At 61.9% G+C, this 14,065-nt stretch carries 20 protein-coding genes and 1 tRNA gene; 20 read left to right on the top strand and 1 reads right to left on the bottom strand.

Translation table 11 applies throughout. From position 1 onward, the window contains the following. Position 1 precedes the first annotated feature (1 nt). The 19 genes from rplX to BMON_RS08225 all read left to right on the top strand — a co-directional run bounded on the left by rplX (position 2) and on the right by BMON_RS08225 (position 11,108). The gene (gene rplX / locus BMON_RS08140) at positions 2 to 337 is read left to right on the top strand and encodes a 50S ribosomal protein L24 (protein ID WP_033511577.1); all 336 of its coding nucleotides are present in this window, start codon (positions 2 to 4) and stop codon (positions 335 to 337) included. Continuing rightward, positions 334 to 906: a 50S ribosomal protein L5 gene (rplE, locus tag BMON_RS08145; RefSeq protein ID WP_033511579.1), complete on the top strand. Its 573-nt coding sequence runs from the start codon at positions 334 to 336 to the stop codon at positions 904 to 906. Before rplX ends, rplE begins: the two co-directional genes overlap by 4 nt. Before the next feature lies 1 nt (position 907). Then, the gene (locus BMON_RS08150; RefSeq protein WP_033511581.1) at positions 908 to 1,093 is read left to right on the top strand and encodes a type Z 30S ribosomal protein S14; all 186 of its coding nucleotides are present in this window, start codon (positions 908 to 910) and stop codon (positions 1,091 to 1,093) included. Between the two features lie 82 nt (positions 1,094 to 1,175). Then, the gene (gene rpsH / locus BMON_RS08155; protein WP_033511583.1) at positions 1,176 to 1,574 is read left to right on the top strand and encodes a 30S ribosomal protein S8; all 399 of its coding nucleotides are present in this window, start codon (positions 1,176 to 1,178) and stop codon (positions 1,572 to 1,574) included. A 16-nt stretch (positions 1,575 to 1,590) separates the two neighbouring features. After that, positions 1,591 to 2,130, top strand: coding sequence for a 50S ribosomal protein L6 (rplF, locus tag BMON_RS08160; RefSeq protein WP_033511585.1), 540 nt, complete (start codon positions 1,591 to 1,593; stop codon positions 2,128 to 2,130). 1 nt (position 2,131) lies between these two features. Beyond that, a complete protein-coding gene (gene rplR / locus BMON_RS08165) occupies positions 2,132 to 2,503 on the top strand; it encodes a 50S ribosomal protein L18 (RefSeq protein WP_033511587.1) in 372 nt (123 codons plus the stop codon). Continuing rightward, the gene (rpsE, locus tag BMON_RS08170; protein ID WP_033511589.1) at positions 2,500 to 3,246 is read left to right on the top strand and encodes a 30S ribosomal protein S5; all 747 of its coding nucleotides are present in this window, start codon (positions 2,500 to 2,502) and stop codon (positions 3,244 to 3,246) included. The genes rplR and rpsE overlap by 4 nt, the downstream gene beginning before the upstream one ends. 2 nt (positions 3,247 to 3,248) lie before the next feature. Further along, on the top strand, positions 3,249 to 3,431 hold the full coding sequence (gene rpmD / locus BMON_RS08175) for a 50S ribosomal protein L30 (RefSeq protein WP_033511591.1): 183 nt from the start codon (positions 3,249 to 3,251) through the stop codon (positions 3,429 to 3,431). Between the two features lie 2 nt (positions 3,432 to 3,433). Beyond that, a complete protein-coding gene (gene rplO / locus BMON_RS08180; protein WP_033511592.1) occupies positions 3,434 to 3,892 on the top strand; it encodes a 50S ribosomal protein L15 in 459 nt (152 codons plus the stop codon). 199 nt (positions 3,893 to 4,091) lie between these two features. Further along, positions 4,092 to 5,429 (top strand): preprotein translocase subunit SecY, encoded by a 1,338-nt coding sequence (gene secY / locus BMON_RS08185; protein WP_033511594.1) that lies wholly within the window; start codon positions 4,092 to 4,094, stop codon positions 5,427 to 5,429. A gap of 15 nt (positions 5,430 to 5,444) precedes the next feature. Next, on the top strand, positions 5,445 to 6,005 hold the full coding sequence (locus BMON_RS08190; RefSeq protein ID WP_033511596.1) for an adenylate kinase: 561 nt from the start codon (positions 5,445 to 5,447) through the stop codon (positions 6,003 to 6,005). Positions 6,006 to 6,324: 319 nt separating this feature from the next. Continuing rightward, the gene (gene infA / locus BMON_RS08195; protein WP_033511597.1) at positions 6,325 to 6,543 is read left to right on the top strand and encodes a translation initiation factor IF-1; all 219 of its coding nucleotides are present in this window, start codon (positions 6,325 to 6,327) and stop codon (positions 6,541 to 6,543) included. A 22-nt stretch (positions 6,544 to 6,565) separates the two neighbouring features. Beyond that, on the top strand, positions 6,566 to 6,679 hold the full coding sequence (gene rpmJ, locus BMON_RS09740; RefSeq protein ID WP_043164480.1) for a 50S ribosomal protein L36: 114 nt from the start codon (positions 6,566 to 6,568) through the stop codon (positions 6,677 to 6,679). A gap of 128 nt (positions 6,680 to 6,807) precedes the next feature. Further along, positions 6,808 to 7,185 (top strand): 30S ribosomal protein S13, encoded by a 378-nt coding sequence (gene rpsM / locus BMON_RS08200; protein ID WP_033511599.1) that lies wholly within the window; start codon positions 6,808 to 6,810, stop codon positions 7,183 to 7,185. An 82-nt stretch (positions 7,186 to 7,267) separates the two neighbouring features. Then, positions 7,268 to 7,666, top strand: coding sequence for a 30S ribosomal protein S11 (gene rpsK, locus BMON_RS08205; protein WP_033511601.1), 399 nt, complete (start codon positions 7,268 to 7,270; stop codon positions 7,664 to 7,666). A 79-nt stretch (positions 7,667 to 7,745) separates the two neighbouring features. Continuing rightward, the gene (locus tag BMON_RS08210) at positions 7,746 to 8,741 is read left to right on the top strand and encodes a DNA-directed RNA polymerase subunit alpha (RefSeq protein WP_033511602.1); all 996 of its coding nucleotides are present in this window, start codon (positions 7,746 to 7,748) and stop codon (positions 8,739 to 8,741) included. Positions 8,742 to 8,830: 89 nt separating this feature from the next. Beyond that, positions 8,831 to 9,337: a 50S ribosomal protein L17 gene (gene rplQ / locus BMON_RS08215; RefSeq protein ID WP_033511604.1), complete on the top strand. Its 507-nt coding sequence runs from the start codon at positions 8,831 to 8,833 to the stop codon at positions 9,335 to 9,337. A 169-nt stretch (positions 9,338 to 9,506) separates the two neighbouring features. Further along, positions 9,507 to 10,514: a tRNA pseudouridine synthase A gene (locus tag BMON_RS08220; RefSeq protein ID WP_051918030.1), complete on the top strand. Its 1,008-nt coding sequence runs from the start codon at positions 9,507 to 9,509 to the stop codon at positions 10,512 to 10,514. A 509-nt stretch (positions 10,515 to 11,023) separates the two neighbouring features. Next, positions 11,024 to 11,108 (top strand) — tRNA-Ser (locus tag BMON_RS08225). A gap of 837 nt (positions 11,109 to 11,945) precedes the next feature. Here BMON_RS08225 and BMON_RS08230 read toward each other — a convergent pair. Continuing rightward, the gene (locus BMON_RS08230; RefSeq protein WP_034885453.1) at positions 11,946 to 12,869 is read right to left on the bottom strand and encodes a hypothetical protein; all 924 of its coding nucleotides are present in this window, start codon (positions 12,867 to 12,869) and stop codon (positions 11,946 to 11,948) included. Between the two features lie 78 nt (positions 12,870 to 12,947). Here BMON_RS08230 and nusA point away from each other — a divergent pair. Further along, the coding region (gene nusA / locus BMON_RS08235) for a transcription termination factor NusA (RefSeq protein ID WP_081883010.1) at positions 12,948 to 14,065 on the top strand (1,118 nt) is incomplete at its 3' end.

The raw sequence follows: 14,065 nt of genomic DNA on the forward strand, positions 1-14,065 counted from the left end.
AATGGCGGCCAAAATCAAATCCGGCGATCAGGTCATGGTTATCCGTGGCAAGGATCGCGGCAAAGAGGGCAAGGTCACCCGAGTCCTTTCCGATGATCGGCTTATCGTCGAAGGCATCCAGATCGTGAAGAAGCACGTTCGCGCCACGCAGCAGGGCCAGGAGTCCGGCATCGTGTCCGTCGAAGCGCCGATTCACCGTTCCAATGTGATGCTCATCGATCCAGAGACCAAGAAGCCGACCCGCGTCGGCGTCACGGTCAAGGAAGAGGCCCAGGACGGCAAGGTCAAGACCGTGCGCGTGCGTGTGGCCAAGAAATCAGGAAAGGAGCTGGCATGAGCTCTACAACAGTTGACGCTCCGGCGACTCCTCGCCTGAAGTCCACCTATCACGACGAGATCATCGCCAAGCTGGAGCAGGAGTTCAAGCACTCCAACCCCATGCAGGTCGCCCGTCTGAGCAAGGTCGTCGTCTCCATGGGCGTTGGCGCCGCGGCTCGCGACTCCAAGCTCATCGAGGGTGCGATCAAGGATCTCACGCTGATCACCGGCCAGAAGCCGAAGGTCACCAAGGCCAAGAAGTCCGTCGCGCAGTTCCATCTGCGTGAGGGCCAGGCCATCGGTGCCTACGTCACCCTGCGCGGCGATCGCATGTGGGAGTTCCTCGACCGTCTGCTCACCTTGGCGCTGCCCCGCATCCGTGATTTCCGCGGCATCGACGGCAAGCAGTTCGATGGACAGGGCAACTACAACTTCGGTCTGACCGAACAGTCCATGTTCCATGAGATCGACCAGGATTCCATTGATCATCAGCGTGGTATGGATATCACCGTGGTGACCACCACCAAGGATGACAAGGAAGCCGCCGCGCTGCTTAAGCATCTCGGCTTCCCCTTCAAGGAGAACTGATATGGCGAAATCCGCTCTGAAAAACAAAGCGGCTGCGAAGCCGAAGTTCACGGTGCGTGGCTACACGCGCTGCCAGGTTTGCGGCCGTCCTCACTCCGTGTATCGCAAGTTCGGCCTCTGCCGCATCTGCCTTCGCGAGAAGGCCCACCGCGGCGAGCTGCCCGGCGTTACGAAGTCCAGTTGGTAAACATCGACGCTGAAGGTCCGCGGTTCCGCCGCATAAACGGCGGGGCCACGGAAACCACGGCGAGAAAGGGCGTTAGCCCACAATGACAATGACAGATCCCATCGCAGACATGCTGACACGTCTGCGTAATGCGAGCTCGGCGAAACACGAAACCGTGGATATGCCGTACTCCAAATTCAAGGCGAACATCGCCCAGATCCTCAAGCGCGAAGGCTACATCAAGGACTTCGACGCCAAGGACGCGAAGGTCGGACAGACGCTTGAGGTCACCCTCAAGTACGGTGCGACCGGAGAGCGTTCGATCCAGGGCATCAAGCGTATTTCGAAGCCCGGCCTGAGGCGCTACGCGAAGTCCGATTCCCTGCCCATGCCTTTGGGCGGTCTCGGCATCGCGATCATCTCGACCAGCTCGGGATTGCTGACCCAGAAGGAATGCCTCGACCGGGGCATCGGCGGCGAAATCGTCGCCTACGTGTGGTGAGGAAGGAGAGCTAAACATGGCATCGCATATTGGCAAGCTCCCCGTCGCCATTCCGGCCGGCGTGGAAGTCACATTCAATGGTCAGAACTTCTCGGTCAAAGGACCGAAGGGTTCGGACTCCTATACGCTCCCCGAAGGGATCCGCGGCAAGGTGGAGGGCACGGAAGTGCTGCTCACCGCCGTCGACGACGAGCGCCAGACCCGGTCCAACCACGGTCTGAGCCGTTCGATCATCGCCTCGATGGTCAAGGGCGTGCACGAGGGCTTCACCAAGACCCTCGACATCATCGGCACGGGTTACCGCGCGCAGATGAAGGGCAAGGGCATCGAGTTCTCGCTTGGCTATTCCCACACCATCACGGTGAACCCGCCTGAAGGCATCGAGTATGAGCTGCCGAATCAGAACCAGGTCATCGTGAAGGGCACCGACAAGCAGGTCGTCGGTCAGGCCGCCGCGAACATCCGCAAGCTTCGCGCCCCGGAACCCTACAAGGGCAAGGGCATCAAGTACACGGACGAACATATCGTGCGCAAGGCTGGAAAGGCTGGTAAGTGATATGACCGTTAAGATTTACGGTAAAGGCAAGAAGGTCGCCCGCCTTCGTCGCCACGCTCGTCTGCGTCGGCACATCTCCGGCACGGCGGACAGGCCTCGTCTCGTGGTCACTCGCTCCAACCGGCATATGGTCGCCCAGGTTGTGGATGACGTCAAGGGCGTCACCCTGGTGAGCGTCTCCACGATGCAGAGCGATTTCGAAGGCTTCAAAGGCACCAAGATCGAAGCCGCCACGAAGGTCGGAACGCTTATCGCCAGCAAGGCGAAGGACGCGGGCATTTCGACGGTGGTCTTCGATCGCGGTGGCAACAAGTACCACGGCCGAGTGGCCGCGGTGGCCGACGCCGCCCGAGAGGGAGGACTGGCACTGTGAGCGACAACGAAAAGGAAACCCAAGTGGCTGGTGAAACTCAGAACACTCAGGCCTCCACCGAGGAGCACAAGGACGATCGCAACGGGTCCCGCCAGGGACGTCGCGGTCAGCGCGGCGAAGGCCGTCGCGGTGAGCGTCGCAACCGTCGCGAGGACAATCGCGGCGACGAGATGCTCGATCGCGTGGTCACCATCAACCGTGTGTCCAAGACCCATAAGGGTGGCCGTACGTTCAGCTTCGCGGCACTGGTTGTCGTCGGAGACGGCAACGGCACCGTGGGTGTGGGCTACGGCAAGTCCCGCGAGGTCCCGGCGGCGATCGCCAAGGGCCAGCTCGACGCCAAGAAGCACATGTTCAACGTGCCTCGCGTCCGTGGCACCGTCACCCACCCGGTGATCGGTCACGACGCCGCGGGTACCGTCCTGCTTCGTCCGGCAGCCCCGGGAACCGGCGTTATCGCCGGTGGTCCGGTCCGCGCCGTCATGGAGTGCGCCGGCATCAGCGACATCCTCACGAAGTCGATGGGATCCGCAACTCCGGTGAACGTGGTCCGCGCGACGGTCGATGCCCTCAAGAGCCTTGAGGAGCCCGAGGAGATCGCGGCCCGTCGAGGCATGAGCCTCGAAGAGGTCGCTCCCGATGCCATGCTGCGCGCACGCGCCGCTGGTATCGCCGAAGCACGCAAGGCACGTGAAGAAGCCCAGGCCAAGAAGGCCGCCGATGACGCGAAGGCCGGTGAGTGACGATGGCGAATCTGAAGATAACCCTCGTGCGTGGCCTGGTGAATTCCAAGCCTGTCCAGCGTGACACCGTGCGGACCCTCGGCCTGCACCGCATTGGCGCGACCGTCGTCCGCGACGATTCCCCCGCCAACCGTGGCTTGGTTCACGCCGTGCGCCACCTGGTGACCGTTGAGGAGGTCGACTGATTATGGCAAATGAGGATCAGGATATCCTGCAAATGCACAATCTTCATCCGGCGCCCGGTGCGAAGAAAGATCGCATCCGCGTGGGCCGTGGTGAAGGTTCCCGGGGCAAGACCTCGGGTCGTGGAGACAAGGGCACCAAGAAGCGCTATCAGGTGCGCCCCGGCTTCGAAGGTGGACAGCTCCCGCTGTACATGCGTCTGCCGAAGCTCCGCGGATTCAAGAGCCCCTTCAAGAAGGAGTTCCAGGTCGTGAACATCGCGTCACTGACCGAGCTCTTCCCGAAGGGCGGAGAGGTCACCGTCGAGAGCCTCGTCGAGAAGGGCGCCGTGCGCGCCGGCTTCCCGGTGAAGGTTCTGGGCGATGGCGAAGCCACCACCGCGTTCACCCTCAAGGGTGTCAAGGTCTCGGCCTCCGCGAAGGCGAAGATCGAAGCTGCCGGTGGTTCCGTGTCCGAGGCGTGAATCACACGCTGACGACCGTTCCGCGGTAGATTATGGGATCCTCCCCGCTGCAACAGCGGGGAGGATCTTTGCTATTCATCGTGATTGCGCCCGGCGACACGCCAACCGCGGTAGAGCCGATGCGCTAAACTCGACGATTAGTGTCTGTTTTGTATCGGTGCGCCGACGAGCTTGCGCACGATAAGGGAAGGAACCCCAGGTGAGGACGTTAATCCAGGCCTTTAGAACCAAGGAACTCAGGAATAAGATTCTGTTCGTCTTTGGCATGATTATCATCTACCGCATTGGATCGTTCATACCAACGCCGGGAGTGGACTTCAAGATCGTCCAGGATTGCGTGGCGAAGGCCTCGTCGAACCAGGAGAACTTCGTCGGTCTGGTGAACCTCTTCTCGGGTGGCGCGATGCTGCAGCTGTCGATCTTCGCCTTGGGAGTCATGCCGTACATCACGGCATCCATCGTCATCCAGCTGCTCCGCGTCGTGATTCCGCGGTTCGAGGCCCTGCACAAGGAAGGCCAATCGGGCGAGACCAAGCTAACCCAGTACACCCGATACCTCACCATCGGCCTTGCCGTCCTGCAGTCCACCACCATTCTGGTGACCGCTCGTACCGGCGCCCTGTTCAACTACCAGTGCTCGCAGGTCATCCCTGATGGATCCGTCTGGTCGCTCATCGTCATGGTCCTCGTCATGACCGGCGGCACCGGCCTCATCATGTGGATGGCCGAACTCATCACCGACAAGGGCATCGGACAGGGCATGTCCATCCTCATCTTCATGTCCATCTGCTCGGGCTTCCTGCCGAAACTGTGGGAGATCGGCTGGGGTACCAACGGCAAGGGCGGCGATTGGAGCAAGTTCGGCATCGTGGCCGCGGTCCTGCTCGTCATTCTTATCTTCGTGGACTTCGTCGAACTCTGCCAGCGCCGTATCCCCGTGCAGTACACGCGCCGTATGATCGGCCGCAAGATGTACGGCGGTTCATCCACGTACCTGCCGTTGAAGATCAACATGAGCGGTGTCATCCCGCCCATCTTCGCCTCGTCCATCCTGGCCATCCCCACGCTCATCGCACAGTTCGGCAACACGCAACAAGGATGGGTCGGCTGGATCAACACGAACCTGGCCAACACCACGAGCGCCTGGTACATCGGTCTGTACGCCGTCATGATCGTGTTCTTCTGCTTCTTCTACACGTCGATCACCTTTGACCCCGACGAGACCGCCGATAACATGAAGCAGTACGGCGGGTTCATCCCCGGCATCAGGGCCGGCAGCGCCACCAGCCGCTATCTGAGCTACGTCATGAACCGGCTCAACACGGTCGGAGCCGTGTACCTGCTGTTCGTGGCGCTCATCCCCACCGTGCTCATCATGGTGCTGGAACTGGGACAGAAGCTGCCCTTCGGCGGCACCACGATCCTCATCATTGCGGGCGTCGGACTCGACACCCTGCGTCAGGCCAGGGCACAGACCGAACAGTTCCAGTACGCCGGATTCCTGTTCGATCACACCGATCACTACGAAGGAAAGTAAGGGAGAACACATACGATGCGACTGCTTATCATGGGACCGCAAGGCGTCGGCAAGGGCACGCAGGCCGCCCTGCTCAGCAAGCACTTCGATATCCCCGCCATTTCGACCGGCGATATCTTCCGCTACAACATCAAGAACGGCACGGAGCTGGGCAAGCAGGTCCAGGCCTATACCGACAAGGGTGAACTCGTTCCCGATGCACTGACCAACTCCATCGTCAAGGACCGTTTGGCCAAGGACGATGCGAAGAACGGTTGGATCCTCGACGGCTATCCCCGCAACGTGGCGCAGGTCCATGCGCTCGATGCGATGCTCGAGGAACTCGGCATGCCGCTGGATTCCGTGGTTGCCCTTGAGGCCGAGCGCAGCGTGCTCATGCAGCGGATGCAGAAGCGGGCCGAGCAGGAGGGCCGTGCCGATGACACCCCGGAGGCTATCGAGAAGCGTCTGGCGACCTATGAGCAGGAGACCGCTCCGCTGCTTGACGTCTATGAGAGCCGCGGGCAGCTGGTCGTCGTCAACGGCGTGGGCGATGTCGACGATATCAGCGCCAGGATGATCCAGCAGCTCAACTGAGCGTAGCGAGCCCTGTCGGCCAGCGAGTGGTGGTGTTGGTGGTGTTGGTGGTGGCGACAGGCTTGCACCGCACGGACCGGATGTGAGACATAGGTCGAGCATCCGGTCCGTGCATATTCAGGGGGTTGCGGCGAGTGCACGAATGGAGTGGTATCCGCGATGCGGCGGACGGTGCGCTCCGGGGAATGGACGACTGCGATGAGGCAGCGGCTGGGCAACACGCCGTTCGGGAGAGCAGTACCCCGTTGGTGTACACTAGCAAGTTGGTGTGTCTTCGGACGCGCTCACGTAATACAAGCCAAGGAACGGAACGAGGCTCATGGCAAAAGACGGTGTGATTGAAGTCGAAGGTCGGGTGGTGGAAGCACTGCCGAACGCGATGTTCCGCGTGGAACTGGAGAACAAGCATATCGTTCTCGCGACCATCTCGGGCAAGATGCGGAAGAACTATATCCGCATACTTCCACAGGATAGGGTCGCGTTGGAGATGAGCCCTTACGATCTGAACCGCGGTCGAATCACGTACCGGTACAAGTGATCGGTATAAGCAAAGGAAAACCATGAAGGTCAGCCCCAGTGTGAAGAGGATCTGCGAGAATTGCCGCGTGATCCGTCGTCACGGTCGCGTCATGGTGATTTGCTCCAACCCGCGCCACAAACAGCGCCAAGGCTGAGTCGAATCCCAGCGACAGCAACAGACAAACGCTGAGTCACAGCAATAGCTGAACCCCGGGTGCGCAGGCCCGGGCCGGATAACCGGATGACTCGGTGGAAGACCTGCGGAAGTACAGAAGGAATCGCAATGGCACGTCTTGCCGGAGTCGACATCCCCAATGAGAAGCGCATCGAGATCGCCCTCACCTACATCTTCGGTGTAGGTCGCACTCGTGCGAAGGAGACCCTGGGAGCCACGGGCATCAGCCCCGATGCTCGGGTCAAGGATCTGACGGATGAGCAGCTGATCACGCTGCGCGACTATCTCGAATCCAATTACAAGATCGAAGGCGATCTGCGTCGTGAAGTCGATGCGGATATCCGTCGTAAGATCCAAATCAATTGCTACCAAGGCCAGCGCCACCGTAGGGGACTTCCGGTTCGTGGACAGCGCACGAAGACCAACGCGCGTACCCGCAAGGGCCCGAAGCGTACGGTCGCCGGAAAGAAGAAAGTCACCAAGTAGTCGGTGACAGTGTCCGGACCACGCATGCACGCATGACATCGTCCGGACCACCGCATAGTTCGTTACAAGGAAACGAGGGGCAATGGCAGCTCAAAAGCAGGCCACGCGCAAGCCGCGTCGCCGGGACCGCAAGTCGGTGCCGGTCGGGCAGGCGCATATCAAATCCACATTCAACAACACCATCATCTCCATCAGCGACCCCTCCGGGGCTGTCGTCGCATGGGCTTCCGGTGGCGATGTCGGCTTCAAGGGCTCCCGTAAGTCCACGCCGTACGCCGCGGGCATGGCGGCTGAATCCGCGGCCCGCAAGGCCATGGAGCACGGCGTGAAGAAGGTCGATGTCCTGGTCAAGGGACCGGGCTCCGGTCGTGAGACCGCCATCCGTTCGCTGCAGTCCGCAGGTCTCGAAGTCGGTTCCATCACCGACGTCACTCCGCAAGCGCATAACGGCGTTCGTCCTCCCAAGCGTCGTCGCGTCTGAGCACTCAAGAAACTAATCCGTCCAACCCGCCTATGGCCGGTGCACGCACCACCGATCAGAAGCTGAAAGGATAACCACAGTGCTTATCGCACAGCGTCCGACACTTACTGAGGAATCACTCAATCCGCAGCGTTCGCGCTTCGTCATCGAACCGCTCGAACCTGGTTTCGGTTACACGCTTGGTAATTCATTACGGCGCACGCTCCTGAGCTCCATACCCGGGGCGGCGGTGACTTCGGTACGTATCTCGGGTGCCCTGCACGAGTTCACCTCGCTGCCGGGTGTCGTCGAGGACGTCACCGAGATCCTGCTCAACGTCAAGGGCATCGTGCTGACCAGCGAATATGATGAGCCGGTTGTCATGTACCTGCGCAAGAGCGGTGAGGGCGAGGCCAAGGCCGGGGACATCACACCGCCGGCCGGCGTGACCATCGCCAACCCGGATATGCATATCGCCACACTCGCGGAGGACGGCGAGCTCGAGATCGAGTTCACCGTGGAACGCGGGCGCGGCTATGTCCAGGCGCAGCTCAACAAGTCGGATACCGATGAGATCGGCCGCATTCCGGTCGATTCCATCTACTCCCCGGTGCTCAAGGTCAGCTACAAGGTCGAGGCCACGCGTGTTGAACAGCGCACGGATTTCGACAAGCTCATCCTTGACGTCGAGACCAAGCCGGCGATCTTGCCACGAGACGCGGTCGCGTCCGCCGGTTCGACCCTGGTTGAGCTCTTCGGACTGTGCCGCGAACTCAACGAGCAGGCAGAGGGCGTCGAAGTCGGCCCCGCACCTGTGGCCGAAGAGGCGGATCCCGAGATGTCCGTCCCGATCGAGGAGCTCAATCTCACCCAGCGCAGCTACAACTGCCTGAAGCGTGAAGGCATCCACACGATTGGGGAACTGGTCTCCCACACCGAGCAGGATCTGCTCGATATCCGCAATTTCGGTATGAAGTCGATCGATGAGGTCAAGGAGAAGCTGCAGGGTCTTGGGCTTTCTCTCAAGGCTTCGCCCTTGGGCTTCGACACCAACAATCTGGAGGGTGGCACCTTCTTCTCGCCGGAAGACGAGTGAAGTCCATCCGCATTCATCCATCCATCCGATTACCGCGGACGTTCGGGCAGATGCCCACCTGCGGTATCCGGGTGCACTAAGGAGTTACTATGCCTACACCGAAGAAGGGCCCGCATCTGGCGTCAAGCCCGGCACACGAGCGTCTTATGCTCGCGAACATGTCGACGAGCCTGTTCCAGCACAGCCGCATCACGACCACGCTGCCCAAGGCCAAGCGCTTGCGTCCGCTCGCCGAGCGCCTCATCACCTTCGCGAAGCGCGGGGATCTGCATTCCCGTCGTCGCGTGATGCGCGTCATCCGCAACAAGTCGGTCGTGCACCGTCTGTTCACGGAGATCGCCCAGCAGATGGAGCAGCGCGAGGGCGGGTACACCCGCATCGTGAAGATCGCCCCGCGTCACGGCGATGCCGCACCGCAGGCGATCATCGAGCTCGTGACCGAGCCCGTAAGCGCCAAGCAGGCTGTCGTCAAGGAAGCGCAGGCCGCCGCCAAGGTTGCCTCCGATGCCGAGACCAAGCCGGCGGAAACCGCACCTCAGGCCGTCGAGGCCGAGGCGACCGCCACGAAGAAGGATGACGAGAAGCAGGCCGAGTAGTCTGCAATCCGAACTGTCGGGGTGGGAATCATCATGATTCCCACCCCGTTTTCGTTATTCGGTACTGGAACGGGGGAGGGTGTTCCTATGCGGACAGGTTCCCTGGTGGTGGTTTCCCTCCGCTGATGGTTCCCCTAGCGAGCGTTCTTCCGCTGCTGGCTCATCTCTGATGGTTCCCCCGTGCGCGACGCGCCGAGGTACCGGGGTATGTGACAATGGGGTCGTGCCACGACTACGACTTGATCTCGCCTATGACGGGACGGATTTTCACGGATGGGCCAGACAACCAGGGCTGCGCACCGTTCAGGGCGAGCTCGAATCCGCCATCGATACCGTGCTTCGCGTTCCCGTCGCACAGGACGGACGTGGCGGGGTCTCGGTGGTGGTGGCCGGGCGTACGGACAGCGGTGTCCACGCCGCCCATCAGGTCTGCCATATGGACATCGATCAGCGGTTCCTGGATGCGGCGGTGGGGCATATGAACGTCGGGCCTGTCGAGGCCTTCGCTCGCCGATTGCGGCGCAAGCTGCCTCCCGATGTCGCCGTGCTGAGCGTGGAGCCGGCGCCCGACGGTTTTGACGCGCGGTTCTCGGCCCTGGAACGAACCTATGTCTATCGCATCGGCGACGACGGGGCCGATTTCGATCCACGGATTCGGGGACATGTCGCCTACATGGAAGGCACGCTTGACGTTGACGCGATGAACGATGCCATCGCCCATGCCGTCGGATTGCATGATTTCGGCTCGTTCGCCACGCCCAACCCCGGCGGCACGACGATACGGCTGGTGAAATACGCCCGTTGGATCAGGGTGCCGCATACGCCGTTGGGGCCGTGGGAGCGTGACGGGTCGGCCACGGTCGACGATAACGAGCCTTCGCTCGGCGCGGAGGCGTTGGATATACCGGTCGAGGAGTCCGGTCTGGTGTGCCTTGCGATTGTGGCCGACGCTTTCGCCCACAACATGGTCCGTTGCCTCGTGGGCGCTGCGATCAAGGTGGGACAGGGAGATCGCAACGCAGCGTGGTTCGCGGACAAGGTTGCACAGCCCCTGCGGGAGGGGTCGACCGGGCCCGCGCCGGCCTGCGGGCTGACGCTGGAGTGCGTGCGGTACCCCGATGCGGCGCTGTTGGCCGAGCGAGCACGGAGCATTCGCGCCAAACGTACCTTGCCGTGAGACCGATGTGCCCGGTGGTTGATGTGGTTGGAGTCGATGCGCCTGGTGGTTGATGTGTCTGGAGTCGATTCACACGGTGTTGGATTTGCCGAGGGTTGATTTGCTTGGGGTCAATTGGACTGGGAATCAATCGACATACGTGGTGGTTTCGGATTGCTCCATGGCAAGGTGAGGTCATGCTGTCCGTGTTGTCTCGTGAGCGCAGATCTGGTGCCGGTGTCGGGTACCGTTTGAGCGCGTGGCATGTGGCGGGTGACGAACCAACACGCTCGCGACGGGCCGGTGTCATCCGTGGGCGACGCGCGACCGTTCGAGCACGCAAACAACTGTGGACTTCGCGACGGGTCGGTGTGAATGCTCTGCACACGACCGGTCGAACATATAAATACCTTGAGCGTTGTGTCGGGCTCATCCGTGTGCGGCACGCGGAGTGGCCAAAGTCACGAGGATGTTGCATAATAATCAGGTTGCGCGTTCGACCCTTATTGATTCGGTCGGCGAGTGGCGTTGGATGAGTGTCCGAGCGGTCTAAGGAGCACGCCTCGAAAGCGTGTGAGGGGAAACCCTCCGCGAGTTCGAATCTCGCCTCATCCGCGAAGGCCCTGGGATTCCACCCCCGGGCCTTTTTATATCTTCATCCCGATGCCTTCGGAGCCGACGGTTTGATGAGGGGCACCGACACCATGCCCGGTTTGGGTTGTGGGCATACGGTGTGTATTGCCGAAGCGGTGGTTGCCTAGCAGTCTGGAAACTGGGAAGTCGGAAGTCTGGAAACCGGAAACCGGAAACCGGTGTGGTGGGTATTAGGTATAGCTTGTATTCCGGGCATGGCTCGTTTTCTGTCATGGGGCCTGTCGCGTTCGTAATGCGTGTCCCGGTCATGAGGCGTGTCCCGGCCGTGACGCGTATGCCGGTGTTGGTCCGTGTGGGTGGTGAATGTTCGGAGCGTGGGACGTTGCGTCTCATGCCCGTCATGTCCGTCAGGCAAGTCGGGGGATAGCGAAATGGAGCCGCGGAATATGGCCCCTCGGATTTCGTATCACCCGACTTGTCTATGCGAACCGTCGACTTGTGTCGGTGAATCTTCGACTTGTGTCAGGCAAACGGCGACCTTGGTACGTGGATCGTCGACTTGCGTCAATGAATCTTCGACTTGTGCCGGGCAATCGTCGATCCTGGTCGGGCAATCGTCGGTCCTTGTCGCTCAATCTTCGACTTGTGTCGGTGAACCGTCGACCTTGGTACGTGGATCGCCGACCTTTGTCACTCAATCTCCGACTTGTGTCGGGCTATCGTCCACCCGCGGATGGCGATTGAGCGGCGTGCCGGCGGGAGAGCCCGATTCGTCGGTTCCCGTCGCGTCGGTCCGGCGACCTACCGGTTCCTGGGGGAGGGGTAACGAACCGATGTTGTCAGCGAACCGGCGTCGGGTCAAGCGAAGATGGCCGGGTCCGTCGCAGGAAACCCGAGGTCAAAGGCCTTCAGGGCATGCCCGGCGGCGAGACCGGCGAGGACCAGGAGACTGCGTTCCCGAGTCCCCGCGTCCGAGCCCGCACCACTCGAGGGGTCCGGTACGGCCGAGCGGTGCAAGCAGACCGTCCGTTCATGCCCGTCGGTTCCCATCACGGCGGCCATCTCATCACGCGCGCAATCGATCTCGACCAGGGCGGGGACGGGAGCCGCCAGTCTCGTCGTCGCGTCGATCCCTATCTGACGGGTTGTCGTCAGCGCGCCGACGTCGTAGACCTTGCGGCGTTGATCGGCACCGCCGATGGCCATGGACATGAGGCGGGAGGCATTGGCGCGGTATCCGTCACCCACGGCGATCGACTCACGTCCATCCGAGCGCGAGGCCAGCACCTGCAATGCGAATCCGGCCCGATCCTCCGCCGCGGCCATGGTTGCCAGCACGCCGCCGCCCACGCCCCGAATCGCAGCATTTCGCCCGGCGAGCGGCCGTCCGTATCCGTCATCGTCGGACGAGGAGGCGTCGATCCGTAACGTGACGGCGAGATCATGTTGGGCCACGGCGCTCCGGGCGCTGCGTAGTGCCCCTTCGGCGAAGCGGCCGGGGCAATTTGCCGCTACGAGCAGCCATTGCCTACGGGCGTCGGCCGCCGAGAGGTAGCGCATGATCGAGGGATGATGCGCGCCGGCACGCCCTTCATCGTCCGAAGCCTGGTCATACGCCTGCTCACAGGGGCTGCTTGCGAGCCGCTCGGATTCGGCCCGGCCTGCGAGTCGTGGGGCCGAACATGCCGATAGCACCAGGGAGCACAGGCAGGCGGCGGCGCACCAACGAAGCCGCGATGAGATGTGGTTCGGGGCATTCGGGGGGTCGTGGCGTGTCTGCATAAACCACTAGAGTAACCATTGAATATGACCGATGGGCAGGGCACGCCCAGACAATAACTTCATAGGAGGTCTCGGATCATGGAACTGGACCTGACGGGAATCCACCAGCTGGCGGCTGGGCAGGGCATCGATACCGAGACCGTGGACGCCGCGTTGGCAGAGGCATTGCGCATGGCGTATCTCAAGACGCCGAAGGCCGCCAAGCACGCGCGCGTTCAGCTCGACGATCGTGCCGGCACCTTCATGGTGTGGGCGCGTGACGAGGTGCCGGTCGAACCGACGCCCGACAATCCCCATCCGTACCCTGAACTTGGCGAGGAATACGATGACACCCCCCACGGCTTCGGACGCCTGGCGGCCGCGACCGCGCGTCAGGTCATCAGCCAGCTGTTCCGCGATGCCGAGGACAACCGCATTTTCGGCGCGTTCTCGGGCCAGCGTGGCAAACTCATCACCGGCATCATTCAGCAGGATGCGAACGATCCTGCCAACGTCCATGTCGCGGTGGGCGATGTCGAGGCCATTCTGCCCCGTCGTGAGCAGGTGCCGGGCGAGCGGTATCGTCATGGTGAGCGGCTGCGCGTCTACATTGTGAATGTGGCCCGCGGGCTCAAAGGACCGGAGATCGTGGTATCCCGCTCCCACCCCGAACTGGTGCGTCGTCTCTTCGAGCGCGAGGTCCCCGAATTGGTGTCCGGAGTGGTGTCGATCATGGCGATCGCCCGTGAGGCGGGTGCCCGGACCAAGATCGCGGTGCAGGCGAACACCGAAGGGGTCAACCCCAAGGGCGCGCTCATCGGCCCCGCCGGCGCTCGTGTTCGCGCGGTGATGGAGAACCTCGGACCGGAGAAGATCGACATCGTCGATTGGTCGAAGGACCCGGCCCGGTTCGTGGCATCCGCGTTGTCGCCTGCCGTGGCGACGGGAGTCCAGGTGGTCAGCGAGAAGAACCGTACGGCTATCGCCTACATCCACGATGACCAGTTGTCTCTCGCCATCGGCAAGGAAGGCCAGAATGCTCGGCTTGCAGCGAAACTGACCGGATGGAAGATCGGCATCGAGTCGAGTGAGGCCCATGCCGCGAAGATGGAGGAGCAGGCGAAGGAGGCGGCCGCGCACGAGGCAGCCGAAAGGGAGGCGGCCGCGCACGAGGCTGCCGAGAAGGAGCCTGCCGCGCACGAAGCGGCCGCGCACGA

This window comes from Bifidobacterium mongoliense DSM 21395, from assembly GCF_000741285.1.
GTDB classification, from domain to species: Bacteria; Actinomycetota; Actinomycetes; order Actinomycetales; family Bifidobacteriaceae; genus Bifidobacterium; species Bifidobacterium mongoliense.

Bases quoted from the DNA above. Each gene is read 5' to 3' on its own strand.
- rplF (WP_033511585.1), top strand. From the start codon at position 1,591: ATGGCATCGCATATTGGCAAGCTCCCCGTCGCCATTCCGGCCGGCGTG.
- rplE (WP_033511579.1), top strand. From the start codon at position 334: ATGAGCTCTACAACAGTTGACGCTCCGGCGACTCCTCGCCTGAAGTCC.
- rplR (WP_033511587.1), top strand. From the start codon at position 2,132: ATGACCGTTAAGATTTACGGTAAAGGCAAGAAGGTCGCCCGCCTTCGT.
- rplQ (WP_033511604.1), top strand. From the start codon at position 8,831: ATGCCTACACCGAAGAAGGGCCCGCATCTGGCGTCAAGCCCGGCACAC.
- infA (WP_033511597.1), top strand. From the start codon at position 6,325: ATGGCAAAAGACGGTGTGATTGAAGTCGAAGGTCGGGTGGTGGAAGCA.
- BMON_RS08230 (WP_034885453.1), bottom strand. From the start codon at position 12,869: ATGCAGACACGCCACGACCCCCCGAATGCCCCGAACCACATCTCATCG.
- rpsK (WP_033511601.1), top strand. From the start codon at position 7,268: ATGGCAGCTCAAAAGCAGGCCACGCGCAAGCCGCGTCGCCGGGACCGC.
- rpmJ (WP_043164480.1), top strand. From the start codon at position 6,566: ATGAAGGTCAGCCCCAGTGTGAAGAGGATCTGCGAGAATTGCCGCGTG.
- rpsM (WP_033511599.1), top strand. From the start codon at position 6,808: ATGGCACGTCTTGCCGGAGTCGACATCCCCAATGAGAAGCGCATCGAG.
- rpsH (WP_033511583.1), top strand. From the start codon at position 1,176: ATGACAATGACAGATCCCATCGCAGACATGCTGACACGTCTGCGTAAT.
- BMON_RS08220 (WP_051918030.1), top strand. From the start codon at position 9,507: ATGGTTCCCCCGTGCGCGACGCGCCGAGGTACCGGGGTATGTGACAAT.
- rpmD (WP_033511591.1), top strand. From the start codon at position 3,249: ATGGCGAATCTGAAGATAACCCTCGTGCGTGGCCTGGTGAATTCCAAG.
- rplO (WP_033511592.1), top strand. From the start codon at position 3,434: ATGGCAAATGAGGATCAGGATATCCTGCAAATGCACAATCTTCATCCG.
- BMON_RS08150 (WP_033511581.1), top strand. From the start codon at position 908: ATGGCGAAATCCGCTCTGAAAAACAAAGCGGCTGCGAAGCCGAAGTTC.
- rplX (WP_033511577.1), top strand. From the start codon at position 2: ATGGCGGCCAAAATCAAATCCGGCGATCAGGTCATGGTTATCCGTGGC.
- BMON_RS08190 (WP_033511596.1), top strand. From the start codon at position 5,445: ATGCGACTGCTTATCATGGGACCGCAAGGCGTCGGCAAGGGCACGCAG.